The sequence below is a fragment of the Castellaniella ginsengisoli genome (assembly GCF_040955415.1).
Lineage (GTDB): Bacteria > Pseudomonadota > Gammaproteobacteria > Burkholderiales > Burkholderiaceae_B > Castellaniella > Castellaniella ginsengisoli.
Genome location: NZ_CP158257.1, coordinates 729,608 through 747,301 on the forward strand (window position 1 = coordinate 729,608; position 17,694 = coordinate 747,301).

14 protein-coding genes and 1 riboswitch are annotated in these 17,694 nt (G+C 66.3%); of the genes, 9 read left to right on the forward strand and 5 right to left on the reverse strand.

Annotated elements, in window-relative coordinates:
* Nucleotides 1-28: 28 nt before the first annotated feature.
* Nucleotides 29-3,802 (reverse strand): methionine synthase, encoded by a 3,774-nt coding sequence (gene metH, locus ABRZ00_RS03445; protein ID WP_368641116.1) that lies wholly within the window; start codon nt 3,800-3,802, stop codon nt 29-31.
* A gap of 268 nt (nt 3,803-4,070) precedes the next feature.
* Here metH and ABRZ00_RS03450 point away from each other — a divergent pair, with 268 nt between their 5' ends.
* From ABRZ00_RS03450 to ABRZ00_RS03490, 9 genes are all read left to right on the forward strand, one after another.
* A complete protein-coding gene (locus ABRZ00_RS03450) occupies nt 4,071-4,226 on the forward strand; it encodes a hypothetical protein (protein WP_343838140.1) in 156 nt (51 codons plus the stop codon).
* Nucleotides 4,227-4,389: 163 nt separating this feature from the next.
* A riboswitch (cobalamin riboswitch) is annotated at nt 4,390-4,545 on the forward strand.
* 101 nt (nt 4,546-4,646) lie between these two features.
* A complete protein-coding gene (locus ABRZ00_RS03455) occupies nt 4,647-6,593 on the forward strand; it encodes a TonB-dependent receptor domain-containing protein (protein ID WP_368647831.1) in 1,947 nt (648 codons plus the stop codon).
* Between the two features lie 56 nt (nt 6,594-6,649).
* A complete protein-coding gene (locus tag ABRZ00_RS03460) occupies nt 6,650-7,549 on the forward strand; it encodes a helical backbone metal receptor (RefSeq protein WP_368647832.1) in 900 nt (299 codons plus the stop codon).
* 263 nt (nt 7,550-7,812) lie between these two features.
* A complete protein-coding gene (locus ABRZ00_RS03465) occupies nt 7,813-9,162 on the forward strand; it encodes a hypothetical protein (RefSeq protein ID WP_343838134.1) in 1,350 nt (449 codons plus the stop codon).
* 40 nt (nt 9,163-9,202) lie between these two features.
* On the forward strand, nt 9,203-9,817 hold the full coding sequence (gene lpoB / locus ABRZ00_RS03470; protein WP_343838131.1) for a penicillin-binding protein activator LpoB: 615 nt from the start codon (nt 9,203-9,205) through the stop codon (nt 9,815-9,817).
* A 6-nt stretch (nt 9,818-9,823) separates the two neighbouring features.
* Nucleotides 9,824-11,173 carry a CsgG/HfaB family protein gene (locus ABRZ00_RS03475; RefSeq protein WP_368647833.1) on the forward strand — a complete coding sequence of 450 codons (1,350 nt, stop codon included), beginning with the start codon at nt 9,824-9,826 and terminating at the stop codon, nt 11,171-11,173.
* A gap of 116 nt (nt 11,174-11,289) precedes the next feature.
* Nucleotides 11,290-12,093 carry a thiazole synthase gene (locus tag ABRZ00_RS03480; RefSeq protein WP_343838125.1) on the forward strand — a complete coding sequence of 268 codons (804 nt, stop codon included), beginning with the start codon at nt 11,290-11,292 and terminating at the stop codon, nt 12,091-12,093.
* Between the two features lie 61 nt (nt 12,094-12,154).
* A complete protein-coding gene (gene thiD / locus ABRZ00_RS03485; protein WP_368640141.1) occupies nt 12,155-12,979 on the forward strand; it encodes a bifunctional hydroxymethylpyrimidine kinase/phosphomethylpyrimidine kinase in 825 nt (274 codons plus the stop codon).
* Nucleotides 12,980-13,054: 75 nt separating this feature from the next.
* Complete coding sequence (locus ABRZ00_RS03490; RefSeq protein WP_368642796.1) at nt 13,055-13,735, forward strand: protein-L-isoaspartate O-methyltransferase; 681 nt, start codon at nt 13,055-13,057, stop codon at nt 13,733-13,735.
* Between the two features lie 7 nt (nt 13,736-13,742).
* Here ABRZ00_RS03490 and rfaE2 read toward each other — a convergent pair whose 3' ends face one another.
* From rfaE2 to ABRZ00_RS03510, 4 genes are all read right to left on the reverse strand, one after another.
* Entirely contained in the window at nt 13,743-14,228 is a 486-nt protein-coding gene (gene rfaE2, locus ABRZ00_RS03495; RefSeq protein WP_368641111.1) for a D-glycero-beta-D-manno-heptose 1-phosphate adenylyltransferase, read from the reverse strand.
* Nucleotides 14,228-15,793 carry a ubiquinone biosynthesis regulatory protein kinase UbiB gene (gene ubiB / locus ABRZ00_RS03500; protein ID WP_343838117.1) on the reverse strand — a complete coding sequence of 522 codons (1,566 nt, stop codon included), beginning with the start codon at nt 15,791-15,793 and terminating at the stop codon, nt 14,228-14,230. The genes rfaE2 and ubiB overlap by 1 nt, the downstream gene beginning before the upstream one ends.
* On the reverse strand, nt 15,787-16,413 hold the full coding sequence (locus ABRZ00_RS03505) for an SCP2 domain-containing protein (RefSeq protein ID WP_368644441.1): 627 nt from the start codon (nt 16,411-16,413) through the stop codon (nt 15,787-15,789). The genes ubiB and ABRZ00_RS03505 overlap by 7 nt, the downstream gene beginning before the upstream one ends.
* Before the next feature lie 243 nt (nt 16,414-16,656).
* The gene (locus tag ABRZ00_RS03510; RefSeq protein ID WP_368644442.1) at nt 16,657-17,634 is read right to left on the reverse strand and encodes a Tim44 domain-containing protein; all 978 of its coding nucleotides are present in this window, start codon (nt 17,632-17,634) and stop codon (nt 16,657-16,659) included.
* Between the last annotated feature and the right edge of the window lie 60 nt (nt 17,635-17,694).

The following is a 17,694-nucleotide window of genomic DNA, read 5'->3' on the forward strand; positions in this document are numbered from 1 at the left end:
CCGGGGGCGGGGCGGGGCGTCGTCCGCATCAACGCAGCGTACTGGCCAGCGTGCGGCGCACGTCTTCCTCGTCGCGGCCGGTACGGCGCACATAATCGGCCACCTGGTCGGCGCCGATGTTGCCCACGTTGAAATACTTGGCCTGCGGATGGCTGAGATAGAAGCCGCACACGCTGGAGGCCGGCATCATGGCGAACCCCTCCGTGAGCTGCATGCCGATCTCGTCGCAGTCCAGCAGGTCGAACATTTCCCGTTTGACGAGGTGCTCCGGACAGGCCGGATAGCCGGGAGCCGGGCGAATGCCCTGGTATTGCTCGCCGATGATGGCCTCGTTGGACAAGGTCTCGTCAGGCACGTAGCCCCACAGGTCGCGGCGCACGCGAGCGTGCAGCGTCTCGGCGAAGCCTTCGGCCAGGCGGTCGGCCAGGGCCTTGAGCATGATGACGGAATAGTCGTCCCCGGCGTCTTGGAACTGTTTTTCGTGTTTTTCGATGCCGATCCCGCCCGTGACCGCGAACAGGCCGATGTAGTCCGTCACGCCCGACTCCCTGGGCGCGATGAAGTCGGCCAGACACTTGTTGTCCACGCCGTCGCGCTTCTGTGTCTGCTGGCGCACTCCGCGCCAGGTCAGCAGCACTTCGCTGCGGGTCTCGTCGCGGTAGATTTCGATGTCGTCGTCGTTGACGCTGTTGGCCGGATAGAAGGCGACGATGCCGTTGGCCGTCAGCCAGCGGCCTTCGACGATGCGCTTCATCATGGCCTGGCCTTCCGCGTAAAGTTTACTGGCCTCCTCGCCCACGACCTTGTCGGTGAGAATGGCCGGAAACTGCGCCATCAGACCCCAGGACTGGAAGAACGGCGTCCAGTCCAGGAATTTCAGGATTTCGTTCAGATCGTAATGCTTGAACACGCGCCGGCCGATGAACTTCGGACGGGGCGGCGTGTAATTCGCCCAGTCGATCGCCGGCTTGTTCGCCCGCGCCTGCCCGATCGTCAGCATCGGCGTCGCCTGGCGGTTGGCATGGCGCGTGCGCACCAGCTCGTATTCCTCGGCGACGCCCTTCAGGTAGGCCTCCGCCTGATCGGACATCAGGCTGGTGGCCACCCCCACGGAACGGCTGGCGTCGGGCACGTAGATCACCGGTCCTTCATAGTTGGGCGCGATCTTCACGGCCGTGTGGACCTTGCTGGTGGTGGCGCCGCCCACCAGCAGCGGGATGTTGCGTTCGCGGAAGTACGGATCGCGCTGCATTTCAGAGGCCACGTAGGCCATTTCCTCGAGGCTGGGCGTGATCAGGCCCGACAGGCCCACCATATCGGCGCCAATCTCCTTGGCCTTTTCGAGGATCTTGGCGCAGGGCACCATCACGCCCATGTTCTCGACCTCGAAGTTATTGCATTGCAGGACGACGGTGACGATGTTCTTGCCGATGTCGTGCACATCGCCCTTGACGGTGGCGATGACCAGCTTGCCCTTGGAGCGCACATCGCCGCCGGCCTCGGCCGTCCGGCGCTTTTCTTCTTCGATGAAAGGCAGCAGATGCGCGACGGCCTGCTTCATCACGCGGGCGGACTTGACCACCTGGGGCAGGAACATCTTGCCCGAGCCGAACAGATCGCCCACCACGTTCATGCCGTCCATCAGCGGGCCTTCGATGACCTCGATGGGCCGGCCGCCCGCCGACATGATTTCCTGGCGGACTTCTTCGGTATCCTCGACGATGAAGGTGGTGATGCCATGCACCAGCGAATGCGTCAGGCGTTCGCGCACCGCGCCTTCGCGCCAGGTGAGGTCTTCTTCTTTTTTCTTGCCCGAGCCGCGCAGCGTATCCGCCAGTTCGACCAGGCGCTCGGTGGGGGTGCGCTCATCCGCCGGGTCGGTCCTGCCAAGCGGCTCCTCGCGGTTGAAGACGACGTCTTCGATCAGATCGCGCACCTTGGGATCGAGTTCGGAATACACCCCCAATTGGCCGGCGTTGACGATCCCCATGCTCAAGCCGCGCCGGGTGGCGTGATACAACACGACGGCGTGAATCGCCTCGCGCATGGCCTCGTTGCCCCGGAACGAGAAGCTGACGTTCGAGATGCCGCCGGAGGTGCGGGCATGCGGCAGATTGTCCGTGATCCAGCCCACGCCTTCGATGAAATCCAGGCCGTAGCGGTTGTGCTCTTCCAGGCCCGTGGCAATGGCAAAGACGTTCGGATCGAAAATGATGTCCTCGGGCGGGAAACCCACCTGATTGACCAGGATATCGTAGGCCCGGGAACAGATATCGATGCGGCGTTGCAGACTGTCGGCCTGGCCCTCGGTGTCGAAGGCCATGACCACCACCGCCGCGCCGTATTTGCGACACAGCTTGGCCTGCTCGATGAAGGGGCCCTCGCCCTCCTTCATCGAAATCGAATTGACCACGCACTTGCCCTGCACGCAACGCAGGCCGGCCTCGATCACCGGCCATTTGGAGCTGTCGATCATCACCGGCACGCGCGAGATGTCCGGCTCGGATGCCAGCAGGTTCAGGAAACGCGGCATGATCGCCAGGGCATCGAGCATGCCCTCGTCCATGTTGACGTCGATGATCTGGGCGCCGTTTTCCACCTGCTGCCGCGCCACGGACAGGGCTTCGTCGAACTTCTCCTCGCGGATCAGGCGCAGGAACATCTTGCTGCCGGTGACGTTGGTGCGTTCGCCCACGTTGATGAACAAGGTATCGCGGTCGAAATTCAGCGGCTCCAGGCCCGACAGCCGGGTCTTGACCGGAATGGCGGGCGGCTGGCGATGCGGCAGGGCGCGGACTTTTTCGGCAATGGCGCGGATGTGCTCGGGCGTGGTGCCGCAGCAGCCCCCGACCACGTTCACCAGCCCGGCCTGGGCGAATTCCTCCAGCAGGCCGGAGGTATCGGAAGGGGTCTCGTCGAAGCCTGTTTCCGCCATCGGATTGGGCAGCCCGGCATTCGGATAGACGCAGACATAGGTATCGCAAATCTTGGACAGCTCCGCTACATAGGGGCGCATCAGCGCCGCGCCCAGCGCGCAGTTCAGGCCGATGGTGACGGGGCGCGCATGGCGCACGGAATTCCAGAAGGCCTCGACCGTCTGGCCCGACAGAATGCGTCCGGACGCATCGGTCACCGTACCCGAGATCATCACGGGCAGGCGGATGCCGCGCTCCTCGAAAATGGTTTCGATGGCGAAGATGGCCGCCTTGGCGTTGAGCGTATCGAAGATGGTCTCGATCAGCAGCAGGTCGGCGCCGCCATCGATCAGGCCGTTGATCTGTTCGGTATAGGCGACGCGCAGTTCCTCGAAGGTGACGTTGCGCGCCCCGGGATCGTTGACGTCCGGCGACAGGGAGGCCGTCTTGGGCTGCGGCCCGATGGCACCGGCCACGAAACGCGGGTGATCGGGCGTCGCCACCGCATCGCACGCCTCGCGGGCCAACCGCGCCGAGGCCGCGTTCAACTCATAGGCCAGCTCCGGCAGGCCGTAGTCGCCCTGGGCTACCCGCGTGGCGCCAAAGGTATTGGTCTCTACGACGTCGGCCCCGGCTTCGAGGTAGTTTCGGTGAATTTCGCGGATGACGTCGGGCCGCACCAGGGAAAGCAATTCGTTGTCGCCTTTCAGATCACGGTCGTGATCAGCGAACCGTTCGCCCCGGAAATCGGCCTCGGTCAGCTTGTAGCGCTGGATCATGGTGCCCATCGCCCCGTCCAGCACCACGATGCGCCGGCCCAGCAGGCGCACGAACTCGGCGCCGCGCGTATAGGATTCGACGGGATAGGGCAAGGCGGGATAGGTCACGGGACGATCCAGGCAAGGAATGGGGAAGGTCTCATTGTATCGTCGCGTGCCGCGTCCAGGCCCGCCGGATGGCGGTTCCGGCCGCCTGCGCTTTATGGCTCAAGCATCGCGGCGATGCTCAGCAGCGCGATCGGCAACCGTGTGGCTGATCCGCAAGAGGCGCTCGAAGGTTCGGACGACTGCTTGGTGATTTGCGTGAAATCGGGTATCCTAGGGTAAACCCCATAAGGGTTTATACCTAACCGCCGTACGCACCAAGGACAGCACCATGTTGGCACCCTTCTCGAACTTTCCCGTCAATGAGGCCTTCGAACGCCTGATGGCCGAAGAGCGCGCCGCCCGCGTGGCCCAACCGCACGCCAGTCTCATGCGGCGCATCCTGAACGCCCTGTTCGGCAGCCGCTGCGCCGCCGCGCACGCCTGATCCCCGAGGCGCGGAGAAGACCGCGCCCGGAACCAGACATCCACGGCATCCGCAGCATCCGGCCCCAAAGGCCGGCGCTGGCGCGACCCGCCCCCCCTCGCCGCCATGGCCTTGCCCAATCCGGCCATAAGGTTATCGGCCTTGCCCTGAAAAGCCGCGTGCTATAGTCCGCGACGAAACAGGTATGCGCCGCGCCGACCACGCCGACGCATTCAAACGGGAAACAGACGGCTCGTCCGCGAGCCTAGCTGTGCTGCCCCCGCAACGGTGCGCATGCCCCCATGCCAGCCCGATACCGGCCTGCTTCGACCTCCTGATTGCCTGCCGCGCACGGCTGCCGACCATCCAGGCAGATCCTCCACGGCCAGCAGGCGTTGATCATTCCGGCGTGCGGGGACGCGCGCCACACAGGGCCTCGTCATGTCTGCTTCCTTCCCGCGCCGCCTTGCGGCCGTCTGCTGTCTGTTCCCCCTGGCCGCCACGGCCCAACACACCACCGCCCCCGGCACCGCCGTACCGACGCTGGGGGATATTGTCGTCACGGCCAGCCGCAGCCCCGAATCCCTGGCCGACGTGGTCGGCGACGTCACCGTCATCGGCCAGGATCAATTGACCGAGGCGCGCGGCGACAGCATGGTCGAGATCATCGGACGCGCGCCGGGGGTGCAGTTCACCTCGAATGGCGGTCCGCAAACAGTGACCAGCCTGTTTTTGCGCGGGGCGAATTCCGCCCATACGCTGGTCTTGATCGACGGGATGCGGATCAATGGCTCGACCGCAGGCAGCATCCATTTCCCCGCGCTCGACCCGACCATGGTCGAACGCATCGAAATCCTGCGCGGCGCCGCCAGCAGCCTGTACGGATCCGACGCCATCGGCGGCGTGGTCAACATCATCACGAAGAAAGGCGGACAGGACCGCCCTCTGTCCGCCTGGGCGAACGTGGGCTACGGCACGTATGAAACCGCCAAATCCAGCCTGGGCCTGTCCGGCGCGGCTCAAGGCTGGGATTACAGCCTTTCGACGAGCGCGGCGTCCAGCAAGGGGTTTGATGCTTTGCGGCGGCGCAAGGCCAACAACAACGCCATCGCCGGCTACTACCCGGACAAAGATGGATACCGCAGCCATGCCGTTTCCGGCACGCTAGGCTACCGCTGGGCAGAAGGCCACCGCATCGGCCTGACGGCCTACAACGGCTATACGGATGGCGACTACGACAATGAATACACACCGTATCCGAACACTCACGCCATCTACCGACAACAAGCCTACAGCCTGACCAGCACGGACACCATCACGGACTGGTGGGAAAGCGACCTGCGGTTCGGCCTCACCAAGGACAACAACGACAATCGCAGCGACTCGTCGAGCGTGTTCAATTCGCTCAAAAGGCACTACAGTTGGACCAATACCTTCAAACCGAATGCCAACCACCGAATATCCGTTTTGCTGGAACGGCAGGAAGAACGGGTCCAGGCATCAACGACCCGGTACGCCCAAGACGCTCGCGACACAAACGCGGCGGCACTCATCTACAAGGGCAGGATTCGCCGTCTGCACACCCAGGCCAGCGTGCGCAACGACAATATTTCCGGCTACGGCAATCAGCCCACGGGCAGCCTGGGGCTGGACTTCGACTTGACGGACGCTTGGCAAATCGGCATCGCCGGCAACACCGGCTTTCACGCGCCCACATTCAATGACCTGTACTATCCATTCGAACTTTACACGTGGGGAGGCATCCCCACCGGTTCCTACACGGGCAACCCAGGCCTGAAGCCGGAAAAATCAAGAAATATCGAAGCCCACATCCAGTACCGGACGGACGATACGCTTCTGCGAGCCGCGATCTATCAGAACCGGATCCGCAATCTCATCATCTACGACGTCACCGAACCCGTGCCCTTTTTCACCGAAGGCACAATGCGCAATCTGGACGCGGCTACGATCCATGGCGTGACCCTGACGGCTGAACATACGTTCGGAAATACGACGTTGCGCGCCAGCGCGGACCTCCTCAATCCTCGCAATGAGGATCCCCAGCTGGCCAAGGGGTTCACTCCTGCAGAAGGCTCTACCCTGCCCTACCGCGCCCGGCAGGTCTTCCATCTCGGCGCCGAGCACCGCATCCAAGCCCTGAAGCTGGGCGCGGAATACCAGTACACGGGCAACCGCTACGCGGACGCCGCCAACCGGACCCGCCTCGGCGGCTATTCCCTGGTCAACCTGACCGCCGCCTACGATTTCAGCAAATCGCTGGGCGTGCAGGTGCGCTGGAACAACGTGCTGGACAAGGACTACGTGCTGGTGGACGGCTACAACACGCCGGGCTCCAACGTGTTCGTCAATCTGTCCTGGCGGATGTAGGCATGAAACGGCGGGGGGCGGGCGGCCTTGGCGGATGGCCGCGGCGCCTGACGCGCTTGGCTGCCGTTTTCGGCCTCGTCCTGGGCGCCGCCTGGGTCGGCATGACCGGCGCGGCCGCCCCGCCTGCGGAGGCCGGCGCCACACAAGCCGCGGCCATCCGCGAGGCCGTCACGCCGCAGCCCCCGCGCGCCCCACACCGCATTGTCACCCTGGCGCCCAGCGCCACGGAACTGGTCTATGCCGCCGGCGCGGGCGCGGATATCGTCGGCACGGTCCTGCGCAGCGACTACCCCGCCGATGCGCTGTCCATCCCGCGCATCGGCGACGGCATCCAGTTCAGCGAAGAAACCATCCTGACCCTGCACCCGACCCTGGTGGTCGGCTGGCAGCCGTCCGATGGTTCGCGGTCCCTGGCGCGGCGCCTGGCCCCGCTGGGCGTGCCTCTGATCTACACCGATCCGCAGTCGCTGGACGACATCCCCGCCCTGGTCCGCATGCTGGGCGAACGCCTGGGTACCCAGGCCACGGCCGATGCGGCCGCGCGCGATCTGGCGCGGCGCATCCGCGCCCTGCGTCCGGCGGCGGCGCCGCCGCAAACCGTCTTCATCGAAATCAGCGCCGATCCGCTGTACACCCTGGGCAAGGACCCCTTGACCAACGATCTGCTGGCCCGCTGCGGCGGCCTCAACCCTTACGCAGACAGCGCCCTGGCCGCCCCCCAGGTCAGCGTGGAAGCGGTGCTGCACCTGAACCCGCGGGTGTTGATCATGTCGCCCTACGGCGGTGAAACCCTGGCGGCCCGCACCGCCTGGTGGGTGCGGCACGGTCTGCCTGCGGCCCGCGCGGGCCGCATCTACGCCATCGACCCCGACCACCTGCATCGCCCCGGGCCGCGCCTGGTCGATGCGGCCGAGGCGATCTGTGCGGATTTGCGCGACAGCCTCGGCCGGCCCTGAGACCCCTTCCGGCCCGGCGAGGCGCGCGCCGCATGCGTCACACCACCCATCCTGGGAATCGCCCAGGAAGACGCCACTTTCCCCTCAGAAGTCGACGATTTATATAAAAATAAGTTGGTTGAATACATTATCTAACAACGGAAACATCTGTTGTTTATTCAAAAACATTATGTGACAATTGCCGATCCGGCACGGGGAGCTCGATCCGCAAGCCGCACAAAATCCAATCAATAAAAAACCAATCACTCCAGGGGACAACGCACATGAGGCGGCTACTCATCACCTGCATATCCGCCGCCGTTCTGGCGGGCTGCGCCACGCCGGAATCCACGCGGAACTTCAAACTCGAACTCCAGGCGGGCAACATCCCCGCCGCCACCGAACGGGCAGTCACGGAATCCGACCTGAACAAGGAAGACCAGCCCGAAGACCTGCTCTGGGCGCTTGAGGCCGGCACGCTGCTGCGCTACAACACGCTCAGCGAACGTTCGACCCGCATGCTCGACGGCGCCGAAGCGCTGATGAAGGACGACGACACGCGCAACGTGGTGGCCAGCGGCGGCCAGCAGGTCGCCGCCGTCCTGACCAACGACAACGCCCTGCCGTATTCGCCCAACGTATACGACACGGTGATGCTGAACACCTACAAGGCGCTGAACTTCTGGCAGCAGGGCGACTACGCCAACGCCCGGGTCGAATGGAACCGCGTCGACGACCGCCAGCGTCGCGCCGCAGAGCACTTCGAGGCCGAAATCGCCAAGCAGCGTGACGAAGTCGAAACCGGCGACAACGCCGACCTGGTCAACCGCAGCCTGGCCGGTTCGGATGCGGCGTTCGAAAAGGCCGGCGTGGACGTCAGCCAATGGACGCCCTACGCCGGCTACATCAACCCGGCCGCGCTGTACCTGCACGGCCTGTACTTCCTGCTCAACGGCGAAGGCAAGGCCGACTACGACAAGGCCAAAACCAGCCTGGAGCGCGCCTTCGCGCTCACCAATCACGCCCAGGTCAAGGCGGACCTGGCCTCGGCGCGCAGGCCCAAGACGCTGAAGCCTGCCGTATGGGTGCTGTTCGAAAACGGCCTGGCCGCCTCGAAGCGCGAGTTGCGCATCGACCTGCCGCTGTTCCTGGTGACGGGCGCCCTGCACTACACCGGCATCGCGCTGCCCATCATGGAAGACGGCGTCCCGGCCTACCCGCACATCGCCGTGGGCCGCCAGAAAAGCCAGCCCCTGGCCAACATGGACACCATCATCAAGGGCGAGTTCAAGACACGTTTCAATGCGATCCTGGTGCGCGAGATCATCCGCGCAACCGCCAAGACCGTGTTGCAAAAGCAACTGAACGACCAGAATCCCTGGCTGGGGCTGGCGGCCGCCGTCGCCCAGGCGGCATCCACCCAGGCCGACCTGCGCGGCTGGATCACGCTGCCGCACGACTTCCATCTGATGCAGGTGCCCTATCCGAAGGACAACGTCCTGACGCTGACACTGCCCGGCACCGAGGCCGACATCGAAGTGCCGCTGCCCGGGCAGAAAGCCCCGGTCGTCGTCTACGTGCGCGCGCTCAATGCGGCGGCGGCGCCCAGCATCCAGATCCTGGCTTCGAAATGAACGACACGCCCTTCCATTCATCATGCCCAGAGGTACATCCGTGAACACTCGCGCCCTGCTCTCCGTCTCCGCGCTTTGCCTGGCCCTGGCCGGCTGCGCCACTCCCACCCATTACGTCGACATGAAAAACGACAAGGTCGCCGTGATGGGTCTGGATTACAAGGATTTCGAAAACGCCGCCACCGAACTGGTCAACCAGATGCTGGCGTCTCCGCTGATGGTGCATCCCAAGTCCAACCAGGGCGCACGCTACGTGCTGACGGTCTCCAACATCGTCAACGACACCGCGCAACGCATCGACACCGACCAGTTGACCAAGAAGATCCGCATCAGCATGCTGAATTCCGGCCGCTTCATCGTCACCACGGCCGTCGGCCTGAACGGCCCCGAAGACGCAATGACGGCCAAGTCCCGTCAACTGAAATCCTCGAAGATGATCAACCAGCGCACCGTCAAGAAGAACGGCCGCGTGATCGCCCCCGATTTCTCGCTCTCGGGCAAGATCATCCAGCGCAACAACCGCGTCAGCAGCCGCACGCAGCAGGTCGATTACTACTTCCAACTGACCATGACCAATCTGGACGATGGCCTGGCCTACTGGGAAGGCGAATACCCCATCGTGAAGCGCGGGGACAACCGGACCGTCAGTTGGTAAGCCGCGATGAAGACCTTTCTACTGACCGTGTGCCTGACGCTGGCCTGGCCGTTCGCAGTCCAGGCGCAACAGGCCGAAGAAGTCGTCGTCCAGGCCCACGGCTACGGCGATACATACGAACAGGCCGTTGAGTCCGCCCTGGGCGACGCCGTGCGCCAGGTGACCGGCGCGCGCGTCGCCACCCGGTCGGCCGGCCCCAAGGCCACGCTCTCGATCAAAGAGTCCGGCGAAGGCGAGATCACTTCCGGCTACAGCAGCCTGAGCACGGAGGGCAAACTCCAATCCCCCGGCAAGGGGGCGGCCAAGACCGCCAGCGGCAGCGCCCACATCGAGGGCGAGGGCGCGTCGCGCACCACGATCGAGGCGGGCATCGGCAGCGAGAACCGCGTCACCAGCCAGGGCAAGGTCAAGGGCTACAAGGTCATCAGGCAAGCCTGCGAAAACAAGGGCTGCGAGGTCGATCTGGAGGTCACGGTCGAAAAGATCGAGTTCAAGTCCAAAGCGCCCCAGGCCAAGCGCGACAGTATCGCCGTCGTCGCCACCGGTCGTCTGCGCAAGAGCGCGAATGCCGACCGGCTGCGCCAGGCGCTGACCGACAAGCTCGTCAAGAGCGGCCGCTTCACTGTGCTGGACCGCAACAACGACGATGCCATCAGCCAGGAAATGAGTCTGCTCGAAAGCGGCCAGGTTTCCGACGAGCAGCGCGGCAAGCTCGGCCAGGCCCTGGGCGCCGATTTCATGCTGATCGTCAACCTCACCCAGGCGGGCGTGTCCACCCAGGTCAAGGAAGAATTCATCGACCTGACGGGAGAAACCAACCGCGAGGTCTCGACCTCGACCCGCGCCTCCGTGCGCTACACCCTGGTCGAATCGGCCACCCGCGCCGTGCGCTGGTCCGATTCCAGCCGCTTCAGTTCCAGCGGCAACAGGCTCAGCGCCGCCCTGGACGGCTTTCTGGACAAGATCATCGGCGACATCTCCGAGGTCGTCAGCCCGCCCAAGGTCGTCGCCGTGACCAACGGCCGGGTCATCATCAACCGGGGCCAGGGCCTGGCCGCGAGCGGCCAGACCTACGACATCTACGCGCAAGGCGAGGCGCTGATCGACCCCGACACCGGCGAGCAGCTAGGCGCCGCCGAAGAGCGCGTCGCCACGATCCGGATCGGCACCGTCCAGGCCAAGATCGCCTACGGTGACGTCGTCAGCGGCAGCGCGGACGCCATCCCGCGGGGCTCGGTTGCGCGTCTGCAGGCGCCCGCTCCCGCAGCCAAACCCGCGGCCAAGAAACCCGTCCGCAAGAAAGCGGCCGGATCCGACCAGCAGGTCGAAGAAGGCGGCGGCATCATCCTGCACTGAGCATCCGGGCCGGGACGCCGCCCGCCCCCGGTCCGCCAAATGGATTATCCTTGCGACATGGGCCGCCGCGCTCCACGGCGGCCCGATCCATTCGCCCAGCTTCGATCCTTGCCACCATGACCACCCCAGATACCCTCACCATCGCCGACCGCGTCTTCCACTCACGCTTGCTGGTCGGCACCGGAAAATACCGCGATTTCGAGCAGACCCGCGAGGCCATCGAAGCCAGCGGCACGGAAATCGTCACCGTCGCCATCCGCCGCACCAATATCGGCCAGAACCCGGGCGAACCCAATCTGCTGGATTTCCTGTCCCCGGACCGCTATACCATTCTGCCCAACACGGCCGGCTGCTACACGGCCGACGACGCCGTGCGCACGCTGCGCCTGGCGCGCGAACTGCTGGACGGCCACAACCTGGTCAAGCTCGAAGTCCTGGGCGATGCCGGCAATCTGTTCCCCAACATGCCCGAAACCCTGGCCGCCGCCCGCACCCTGGTGGCTGACGGCTTCCAGGTCATGGTGTACTGCAGCGACGACCCGATCCAATGCCGCATGCTCGAAGACATCGGCGTGGCGGCGGTCATGCCGCTGGCCTCCTTGATCGGCTCGGGCATGGGCATCGTCAACCCCTGGAACCTGCGCCTGATCATCGACCAGGCCCGCGTCCCCGTGCTGGTCGACGCCGGCGTGGGCACCGCCTCGGACGCCGCCATCGCCATGGAGCTGGGCTGCGATGCGATCCTGATGAACACCGCCATCGCCGGTGCGCGCGACCCGATCCGCATGGCGCGCGCCATGCGTCTGGGGGTGGAAGCCGGCCGCGAGGCCTATCTGGCCGGCCGCATCAAGCGCAAGTACTACGACGCCGACCCCAGCTCGCCCGCCGAAGGCCTGCTGCCCTCGACCCGGGCGGCCTGATTCCAACCGCACAGGCCGGGGCGTTCAGCCCCGGCGATCTCCTATTCGCTCGGAGCCTGCGATGATTCCCAATACTTTGTCGATTGCCGGCGTGGACCCTTCGGGCGGAGCCGGCGTCCTGGCCGACGTCAAGACCATGAGCGCGCTGGGCGCCTACGGCATGGCCGTGGTCGCCGCACTGACCGCGCAGAATACCCAGGCGGTCACCGGCATTTCTCCGGTGCCGCCGGATTTCGTCGCCTCTCAGATCGACACGCTGTTCGCCGACGTGCGCGTGGACGCCGTGAAGATCGGCATGCTGGGCCAGGCGGGCGTGACCCGCGTCGTGGCCGACCGGCTGGCCCACTGGCGGCCGGCGCACCTGGTGCTGGACCCCGTGATGGTCGCCAAGAGCGGCGACCACCTGCTCGAGCGCCAGGCCGTGGACGCGCTGCGCGAGGGCCTGATCCCGCTGTCCACCATCATCACCCCAAATCTGCCGGAAGCCGGCGTACTGCTGGGACAAAGCCCGGTCGACAACCTGAAAGACATGCGCCGCGTCGCCGAACGCCTGCGCCGGCTGCTGGCCGACGACGGCGAGCGCTGGGTCTTCCTGAAGGGCGGCCATCTGCCTGGCCGCGACACCATCGATCTGCTGCACGACGGCGACCGTCTGATCGAATTGCCGGGGCGGCGCATCGACACGCGCAATACCCACGGCACGGGCTGCACGTTGTCGGCGGCGCTGGCCGCCCTGCTGCCGCGCGCCCCGGGCGTGCCCGAGGCCGCCCGGCATGCCAAGGCCTGGCTGGAACGCGCCATCGCCGCCGCCGACCGGCTGCAAGTCGGCTCCGGCCATGGGCCGGTGCATCATTTCCACGCCCTCTGGCCCGACCCGCAGGACTGATCCCGCTCAAGCCCATCCAGCGGACGGCTGGCCTATAATCGGACTCGGATCAACCCCTAGGTGCCCCTACGCGACATGAACGTCAACGACATCACCGACGCCGATCGTGCCCGCTTCAATATGGTCGAGCAGCAAATCCGCCCCTGGAACGTCCAGGATGAGCGCGTGCTGCAGGCCGTCTTCGACGTGCCCCGCGAACGCTTCGTCCCGCCGCAACTGCGCGCCCTGGCTTTCGCGGATACCGAATTGCCGCTGGTGATCGATGGCGTCGATACGCGTGAAACCATGCTGTCCCCCAAGGTCGAGGCCAAGCTGGCCGAAGAGCTTCAGCTCCAGTCCACGGATTGCGTGCTGGAAATCGGCACGGGTTCGGGCTACCAGGCCGCCTTGCTGTCGCGGCTGTGCCAGCAGGTCACCAGCATCGAGCTCGAAAGCCGCCTGACGGCCTTCGCCCAGGCCAATCTCGCCCGCGCCCAGATCACCAACGTCGCCCTGGAAACAGGCGATGCACATGCCGGCTGGGGCACGGCGGAATACGACGCCATCCTGATCACCGGCTCCGTGCCCTCGGTGCCCGACGCCCTCAAGTACCAGTTGGCCGTGGGCGGCCGCCTGGTCGCCATCGTCGGCCACAATCCCATCATGACGGTGTGCCGCATCACGCGCACCAGCGCGGCAAACTTCGACACCGTGACGATCTTCGACACCTACACCAAGCCTCTGCGCGGCACGGCGCGGTCGCGGTTCAAGTTCTGAGGCGGGATCAGGCGCGGATCTTGCGCAGCAGCGCGGTGGTCGAGCGCTGGTGCTCGAACGGAATCGCCACGGCCCGCCCGCCCCAGCCGCGCACCACGGCGGTTTCAGGCAGCGCATCCATGTCGTAGTCGCCGCCCTTGACGATCACGTCGGGGCGCAGCGCCTGGATCAGTTCCAGCGGCGTATCCTCGGCAAACAGCACCACCCCATCCACACAGGACAGCGCGGCAAGCAGGGCGGCCCGGTCGTCCTGGCCGTTCAGGGGCCGGTCATCGCCCTTGCCCAGGCGCCGCACGGAGGCGTCCGTATTCACCCCCACGATCAGCGAAGCCCCCAGCCGGGCGGCTTGGTCCAGATAGGTGACGTGCCCGCGATGCAGGATGTCGAACACTCCGTTGGTGAATACCAGCGGGCGCGGAAAACGCCCCTCGCGCACCGCGTGTTCACAGGCTGCGCGGTCGAGGATCTTGGCCTCGAAGCGGGCGGCCGCCATCAGAGGCCGCCTCCATGCGTCAGTGCCCAGACCGCCACCCCCAGGCCGACCGCCAGGATGCCGCAAAGCACGGCCAACAGACGATTGGAGCGGTCCTGGGCGCGGCGCAACCGTTCGAGCTCGGCCCGCATGGCCGGCCCGGCATCGGGATGGTTCAGCCGGGCGTAGGCCAGGCGGGGAATCTGCGGCAGGATCTGCGCCCACTGGCTGGCTTCTTGGTCCAGGCGCTGGCGCAAGCCACGCAGGCCCACGCGCTGGTGCATCCATTTTTCAAGGAAAGGCTTGGCCGTCTGCCACAGGTCCAGGTTCGGATCCAGCTCTCGCCCCATGCCCTCGACGTTGAGCAGGGTTTTCTGCAGCAGGACCAGTTGAGGCTGGATTTCCACGTTGAAGCGCCGGGAGGTCTGGAACAATCGCAGCAGCACCTGCCCCAGGGAGATCTCCGAAAGCGGCCGGTCGAAATAGGGTTCGCAGACGGCGCGCACGGCGCCCTCGAGTTCTTCTTCGCGCGTCGTCGGCGGCACCCAGCCCGATTCGATGTGCAACTGGGCGACCCGGCGATAGTCGCGCCGGAAGAAGGCGAGGAAGTTTTGCGCCAGGTAGTTCTTGTCGAACTCGGACAAGGAGCCGACGATGCCGAAATCCAGCGCGATGTAGCGCCCCAGGGATTCCGGATCGTCGGACACGTAGATATTGCCCGGGTGCATGTCGGCATGGAAGAAGCCGTCCGTGAACACCTGCATGAAGAAGATCTCGACCCCCTGGCGGGCCAGCAGCGGGATGTCCACGCCCAGCGCGCGCAAACGCCCGACCTGGCTGACCGGCACGCCGCGCATGCGTTCCATGGTGAAGACCTGGCTGGCGCAGTATTCCCAGACGACCTCGGGCACGCGCAGCAGGTGGGCGCGGCCGGTATCGGGACCGAAATTGCGCCTCAACTGGCTGCAGTTCGCCGCTTCGCGGATCAAGTCCAGCTCATCGTGCAGGTATTTGTCGAATTCCGCCACCACCTCGCGCGGCTTGAGCCGCCGCCCGTCGGGCGCCAGGCGCTCGACCAGGCCCGCCAAGGCCCGCAACAGGGTCAGGTCGCGCTCGATGGCCTCGCGCATCCCCGGGCGAAGCACCTTGACGGCCACCTCTCGGCCATCGTGCAGCACGGCGAAATGCACCTGTGCGATGGATGCGGAGGCCACGGGGTCGCGCTCGAACGCGGCAAACAGATTCTGCGGGGTGTCGCCCAGAAATTCGCGGATGATGTCGGCCGCCTGGTCGGACGGGAACGGCGGCACCCGATCCTGGAGCCGGGCCAGTTCGTCGGCAATGTCCTGGGGCACCAGGTCGCGGCGCGTGGACAGAACCTGGCCGAACTTGACGTAGATCGGCCCCAGGGTTTCCAGCGCCAGGCGCAGGCGTTCGCCGCGCGCACGGCGCGGACGGCGCCCCAGGCAGACGATTTTCAGCAGCGCATGCGCCCAGGGGTGCTGGATGCCGGACAACACCAGCTCGTCGAGCCGGTAACGCAGGCTGATCCACAGGATGTAGGCCAATCGCAAAAACGTCAGCATGCCCTGTTCTCCAACCGGCGAAGCCGCGCATCGAGGCGTTCCAGCCGGGTTTCCAGCGCCTCGCGGGCCGCTGCCCAGGCCCGGAAATCCCCACCCCGGACGCCCAGGCCGGACTCCTCGCCCAGGTACTCGGTGACGTTGTCCCCGGCCCGGGACGCGGCCTGCCTCAGGCCGTCCGCCAGCGCGCGCGCCCCCCGGGTCAGCCGCACGGCGGCCACGTCGCCCACCAGGCGTGACAGGTCGTCCTCGACATCCCAGCGCAGGCTGCGCGCCAGGTCGGACACCAGGTGCGCCAGCCCGGCATCCCCCTGGATGCGGGCCAGGCCTGTGACCCCCGCAAGGCCATCGGCGCGCCAGGCGCCCGGCAGGTCGCGGCGGCGTTCGGGCGGAATGGCGAGCACCACGTCGGGCGTCACGGCGCGGTCGCAGGCCTGCAGCGTGCCGTCGGAAGCAATCGCGCATTGCAGCGTCCAGGGCTCGCCCGCCGTCAGGCGCAGCGATTTGCCTGCCTGGGCCGCCAGCCGATCACGCGCCCAGGGCTCGCGGCGCAACAGCGCATTCAAGCCGCGGAGCAGGACGTCGGCCGGGGCGGGAAAGAGAAAGGGAAGGGGCATGATCATGGGCAACGGAACCGGACACGAAGGCCCTGAGTGCGCGGACTCGCCCGGCCTGAGGGGCCGGGCGCAAGTGCCAGTTTACCGGTTTTGCGCACCGGCAGGCGGTCCGGCGGCCATGCCTGTGCCCCGCGCCTGTGCCGCGCGCGCGTGCGCCCGGACAGACCGCCCTGCCCTCAAGCAAACGGCCGCCTGCCCCGGAAATCCGGGGCGGCGGCCGCACGGGGCAAGCCGGGCCGGCGCTGCGGATCAGCGCGCGTTGGTCTGCTGGATGCCGGCCAGCAGCCAGCCGGCGCCATCGGCCTTGTACAGGTTCCAGACCTCCTCGAAGTGGAAAGCCTCGGACCCGGCCGATTCGCGCAGCATGCCGGAATAACGCACGCTGGCCAGATGGCCTCCGGCCACGGTCTCGATGCCCAGCAGCTCGGCATTCAGCAGCACGACGTCGGTGCGGTTGCCTTCCTCGGGGCTGGGCAGGCGCGGCGTGATTTCCGTCAGCAGATCGTCGGTGAGGAACTCGCGCAGACTGTCGCGGTTGCCCGCATCCCAGAGGGATTGCACGCGCGTGAACTGCTGCTTGGCCTGGTCCAGGAAGGCCGGGACATCGAAGCCTTCCGGAATGAACCAGGACGGATCATGGGCCTGGACGGAGGGCGCGGATTCAATCACCGGGGCGGCGGCCGCAGCCTGGGCAGGCGCCGGGCGGCTGCCGGACAGATCGAAGCCCCCATTCTGCGACGCCGACTGGCGGTAGCTGTTGCCCGACGCGGCCCCGCCTGCGGCGGCGCCGGCCAGCGGACGCTGAGACCCGCGCAGACGACGCACCAGGAACATGACCGCAAAGATCACCAGGCCGATCAGCAGCGCGCTGGACAGGAATTCGAGGAACGCCCCCGACAGCCCCAGGCTGGACAGCAGGGCGGCGATGCCCAGGCCGGCGGCGATGCCGGCGATGGGGCCCAGCCAGCGGGACATGCCCGACTTGGCAGCGCCCGCGGCAGCCGTGCCCGCAGCGGCGCCCGCAGCCGGCGCGGCCGCGCGCTGTGTGGTCTGGGCGGCCGGCGGCGTGACGGCCTGGCGCTGCTTGATGACGTTGGAGGACTGGCGGCCGAAGCTCATGCCGCCGCCCATGCGGCGGGCTTCGGCTTCCTGGGTCACGGCCATCATGGTCAATGCTGCCATCAGCAGCACCGAGGCGGCGGCCCAGCGGGGGAGGCGAAGGTTCATGGAGTCTCCTGGGGGCAGGCCCGGGCGTATCCCGGAAACCTGACATAAAGCTGAATGAAC

Bases quoted from the DNA above. Each gene is read 5' to 3' on its own strand.
- ABRZ00_RS03465 (WP_343838134.1), top strand. From the start codon at position 7,813: ATGAGGCGGCTACTCATCACCTGCATATCCGCCGCCGTTCTGGCGGGC.
- ABRZ00_RS03510 (WP_368644442.1), bottom strand. From the start codon at position 17,634: ATGAACCTTCGCCTCCCCCGCTGGGCCGCCGCCTCGGTGCTGCTGATG.
- ABRZ00_RS03480 (WP_343838125.1), top strand. From the start codon at position 11,290: ATGACCACCCCAGATACCCTCACCATCGCCGACCGCGTCTTCCACTCA.
- rfaE2 (WP_368641111.1), bottom strand. From the start codon at position 14,228: ATGGCGGCCGCCCGCTTCGAGGCCAAGATCCTCGACCGCGCAGCCTGT.
- ABRZ00_RS03490 (WP_368642796.1), top strand. From the start codon at position 13,055: ATGAACGTCAACGACATCACCGACGCCGATCGTGCCCGCTTCAATATG.
- ABRZ00_RS03505 (WP_368644441.1), bottom strand. From the start codon at position 16,413: ATGATCATGCCCCTTCCCTTTCTCTTTCCCGCCCCGGCCGACGTCCTG.
- ABRZ00_RS03455 (WP_368647831.1), top strand. From the start codon at position 4,647: ATGTCTGCTTCCTTCCCGCGCCGCCTTGCGGCCGTCTGCTGTCTGTTC.
- ubiB (WP_343838117.1), bottom strand. From the start codon at position 15,793: ATGCTGACGTTTTTGCGATTGGCCTACATCCTGTGGATCAGCCTGCGT.
- ABRZ00_RS03475 (WP_368647833.1), top strand. From the start codon at position 9,824: ATGAAGACCTTTCTACTGACCGTGTGCCTGACGCTGGCCTGGCCGTTC.
- thiD (WP_368640141.1), top strand. From the start codon at position 12,155: ATGATTCCCAATACTTTGTCGATTGCCGGCGTGGACCCTTCGGGCGGA.
- ABRZ00_RS03450 (WP_343838140.1), top strand. From the start codon at position 4,071: ATGTTGGCACCCTTCTCGAACTTTCCCGTCAATGAGGCCTTCGAACGC.